This window comes from Pontibacter rugosus (assembly GCF_042678745.1).
GTDB classification, from domain to species: Bacteria; Bacteroidota; Bacteroidia; order Cytophagales; family Hymenobacteraceae; genus Pontibacter; species Pontibacter rugosus.
The window spans coordinates 1-3,661 of sequence record NZ_JBHTLD010000321.1 but is presented as its reverse complement, the minus strand read 5'-3'; the positions used below and the strand labels follow the sequence as shown (position 1 = coordinate 3,661).

Below are 3,661 nucleotides of genomic sequence, written 5' to 3'. Positions count from 1 at the left end.
GAAGAAATATATACTTATAGTTTTACTGTTGGTTTTTGGTTCTGCCAGTTACGCGCAACGGCTAAGCCTGAATGAAGATGAGCTAGACCTGGTTGTACTATCTATGAATTTGGATGGGCCTGCGATGGCTAGCCTTGAAATGAAGCAGGAGCTGAATTTAACTGATGCACAATTTGCGCAGGTACAGAAGCTAAATGCTGAGCGCTTCGCACAATTAGAAAACGCTGAGGCAAGTAACTTAAACAGCTACGGGGCTAAAAACAAAAAATTCAGAACGATCAATCTTCAAAATGATCGTGGCTTAGAGACTGTTTTAACAGAGCAGCAACTGAAGCAATATCGAGAACTGGAAGGCCGCTTTAATATGCAGTTCCTCTCTGAACACGAAGCTGATTAAAGCAGAAAGATTTTTAATCTAATAGACAAAGCCCGGTACTTGTGCCGGGCTTTGCTTTTTTAGAGCCTGCTTCCATTTCGTTTTTGTAAACAGAACCTACATGGAAAGGACCCTAGCAAAACGATTTTAGAGATTTATCTCAATAGCAGCGCTATGGGGTGAAAAAAGCTTAAAATCAGGATCGGTTACAGGCGGTTTCAGCGCAAAGGATGAATTTAAGCCATGCTCCTAGATAGGTCTGTAATATCCAACTTCAGATATTTTACCAACGGAGTTGATGCGTATCTGCACCCTGTTGGATTCCGATAGCTGCCGCTTATTTTCGCATTGTGCTCCAGGCTCAAAGTAGTAGAAGTAGAGTCGCTGGTTACCTTCAAGCAGTTCTTCACTATCTGGCTTACCTAACAAATTTCTTATTACATACTCCTTTTTGCCATACAGTTCTTTTCTTATTTTATCAAAATCATCTACTAAAGCAGCTCTTTGATTTTGGCAACTGTAGCGGTCGTTTTTCCAGGTATTGCTATCAAAATCCTGCATACTCTCTGGCACGCCACAAGCATACATAATTAAAAGGCCAATAGCAGGTATAGCTGTACGTATCTTTATCATATTCCTATTGTTTCAGTTCAAAATTGCAGCATTACGCATTGCCTTACAAGCTAAACAGCAAAAAATATACTTAGATATGGCGCTGATACAAATATAATTGCGCAAATAGTTCTGCTACCATACATAAGCCTCTGTTGCATTTGTAGAAGATATAAGCTAGATTTCATTTAAAGATGAGGAAAGTAATTCCTTAGACCAAGGAACGATAAGTACTGTGTTGCCTGTTGTATAAACCGAACGCCTAAACTAGAAGCTAATAACTTATGGTAAAATTCTTTCTGACTTCAATTACGCTTGGTCTTATGTCATTCGCCTCTTCTATGCCGGAGAGAGCCACTGCATCAGCAACACCCACTATGACAACTACAGTAAGCACTGCTGTACCCGTTTCAGGTTCTTCTGTAGTAGCGAAGAAAGAGGCTTTTGAAAATCATGTGGAAGGATTGTATGACCGTATGGACCTGAAGCGTAAAGGACTCAGCTATGAAGTTTTTCGTAAAGCTGTGGTAGGGGTACAGAACTTTAAGCAATCAAAATTAATATCACCGTCCCAATCAATTTTATCTGTTGTAGATTTCACTAAACCAAGCAGCGAAAAACGCCTTTGGATCATTAACCTTAAAACAAAGAAGGTTTTATTTAATACACTGGTAGCACACGGGCGCAACACTGGCCAGGATAAAGCGAATCAGTTTTCGAATACTCCTAATTCTTACATGAGCAGCCTTGGTTTTTATATAACTGATGCACCCTATTATGGTAAGCACGGTTTGTCGTTGCGCATGAAAGGTATGGACGAGGGGTTTAATACCAATGCTATGGCTCGTGCCATTGTAGTGCATGGTGCTGATTATGTGAGCGAAAAATTTGTAAAGCAAAATGGAAGACTTGGGCGCAGCTTAGGTTGCCCATCTATACCGACTGAAATCTCTGACGAGGTAATAAACCTGATAAAGAACAAATCTGTTTTTTACATTCACGGCAACGATAGCAAGTATACTTCACGCTACCTGAATGATAACCAGGCTGTTGAAACATACGCCATGGAAGCAGGAGGAGCTGCCGGAATGACAATATAATTAAGCGACAAACTGCTATAACGAATAACAAAGGCCCCTGCTGCTTATTTGCGGCAGGGGCCTTTGTTATGAAAAGGCTTTAAGCCTGATCTTTAGTAGTCTTCAGTAAGTTAATTCCTGAAAAGAAAAATATCAGTCCTACTACAAAGGGAACAGCGGAAGTATACTTTCCTACCATACCGCCATCACCTCCCATCAGGAAGGCAATAGCTCCCCATATTATACCTGCAATGCCTAATAGCGTGAGCAGGGTTCCAAATGTGCGCTTCTGGTTCATAGCGATTCGTTTTGTTCAACATGTATAGATGCAGAAAGTCTGCAAAGTTCAGGTTATTACGATAGTTATACTTTTAAGTATATACTTATGCTAATTTATGCTGATAAATCCTGTTATCAGTATTTTAATCTTTTTACCCAAAGCCATTCCTGTTATTCTGGATTGTTACATTTTTGGCAATGGTAGCAAAGCTTAAACTACTTATATATGTATGCCGTTGAAGCAGGTACAACTTCAACCAAAATTGTGTTTAGATAGACATGAGAGTCATCCTGAAATTTATTATAGCAATTATTTTAGCAGCAGTGTCGCTGGTAAGCTATTGGTGTAGCAGCCAGGAAAATGAATTTACAGGCGAGAAGCAGCACGTAGACATGACAGTGGAGCAGGAGATTGCCTTAGGCTTACAGGCTGCCCCTGAAATGGCGCAGCAATATGGAGGTTTGCACCCGGACAGGGAGGCAGCGGCATCTGTAAAAGCTATTGGCCAGGAGCTAGTCCAGAGCACGCGTGTAAGAGAAACTCCTTACCAGTTTGATTTTCATCTACTGGCAGATGAGCAGACGGTGAATGCCTTTGCACTGCCAGGTGGGCAGGTATTTATCACGGCAGGTTTGCTTAAGCGCCTTCAGTCAGAGGCACAACTTGCTGGTGTACTTGGGCATGAAATTGGCCATGTTGTAGCACGCCACTCCGCGGAGCAATTAGCCAAAGCAAAGCTAACCCAGGGATTATCTGGTGCTGCGGCTATTGCCACATATGATCCTGATAACCCTGCCAGCCGCTCGGGTGCTGCCGTTGCCGCCATGATAGGGCAATTAACCAACATGCGTTTCGGTCGCGAAGATGAGCTGGAGTCAGACAGGCTGGCTGTGCAGTTAACAGGATCTGCCGGATATAATCCTCGCGCCATGATCGAGGTGATGCATATTCTGGAAGAGGCAGGAGGAGGTGCATCTGGGCCAGAATTTTTACAGACGCACCCGAACCCTGGTAACAGAGTGGCGGAAATTGAGCGCGCTATTAAAGCAGAATATCCAAGGGGCCTACCTGCTGACCTCAAAGAGTAAGACAGCCATTCTTGTGCAGGTTAAAAACATAAACTATAATAGCATCTGGCACTGTCTTACTATGTAATGCATGTAGCATTTGCCCAACGCATAACTCTTCTGAGCATAGTAGGGTGCGTTTCATAATGGAAAACTGAGTAAAGCGCGTCTTGGTTTAAATATGTTATTTCTACTTATAAAGAAGAAGCAGGCTTATAGAAAATAATTTATTAGACTTAGACTATAT

At 42.1% G+C, this 3,661-nt stretch carries 5 protein-coding genes; 3 read left to right on the top strand and 2 right to left on the bottom strand.

Annotated features, from left to right (window positions below; genetic code table 11):
* A partial coding sequence (locus tag ACFQ2O_RS20580) for a hypothetical protein (protein ID WP_377532547.1) occupies nucleotides 1-397 on the top strand: 397 nt, incomplete at its 5' end.
* A gap of 228 nt (nucleotides 398-625) precedes the next feature.
* Here the strand turns inward: ACFQ2O_RS20580 and ACFQ2O_RS20575 are convergent.
* The gene (locus tag ACFQ2O_RS20575; RefSeq protein WP_377532544.1) at nucleotides 626-1,009 is read right to left on the bottom strand and encodes a hypothetical protein; all 384 of its coding nucleotides are present in this window, start codon (nucleotides 1,007-1,009) and stop codon (nucleotides 626-628) included.
* Nucleotides 1,010-1,272: 263 nt separating this feature from the next.
* Between ACFQ2O_RS20575 and ACFQ2O_RS20570 the strand changes: the two genes are divergently transcribed.
* Nucleotides 1,273-2,088, top strand: a complete 816-nt coding sequence (locus tag ACFQ2O_RS20570; protein WP_377532541.1) for a murein L,D-transpeptidase catalytic domain family protein — start codon at nucleotides 1,273-1,275, stop codon at nucleotides 2,086-2,088.
* Between the two features lie 79 nt (nucleotides 2,089-2,167).
* Here ACFQ2O_RS20570 and ACFQ2O_RS20565 read toward each other — a convergent pair whose 3' ends face one another.
* Entirely contained in the window at nucleotides 2,168-2,365 is a 198-nt protein-coding gene (locus ACFQ2O_RS20565) for a hypothetical protein (protein WP_377532538.1), read from the bottom strand.
* Between the two features lie 260 nt (nucleotides 2,366-2,625).
* Here ACFQ2O_RS20565 and ACFQ2O_RS20560 point away from each other — a divergent pair, with 260 nt between their 5' ends.
* Nucleotides 2,626-3,435, top strand: a complete 810-nt coding sequence (locus tag ACFQ2O_RS20560) for a M48 family metalloprotease (RefSeq protein ID WP_377532535.1) — start codon at nucleotides 2,626-2,628, stop codon at nucleotides 3,433-3,435.
* Nucleotides 3,436-3,661 lie beyond the last annotated feature (226 nt).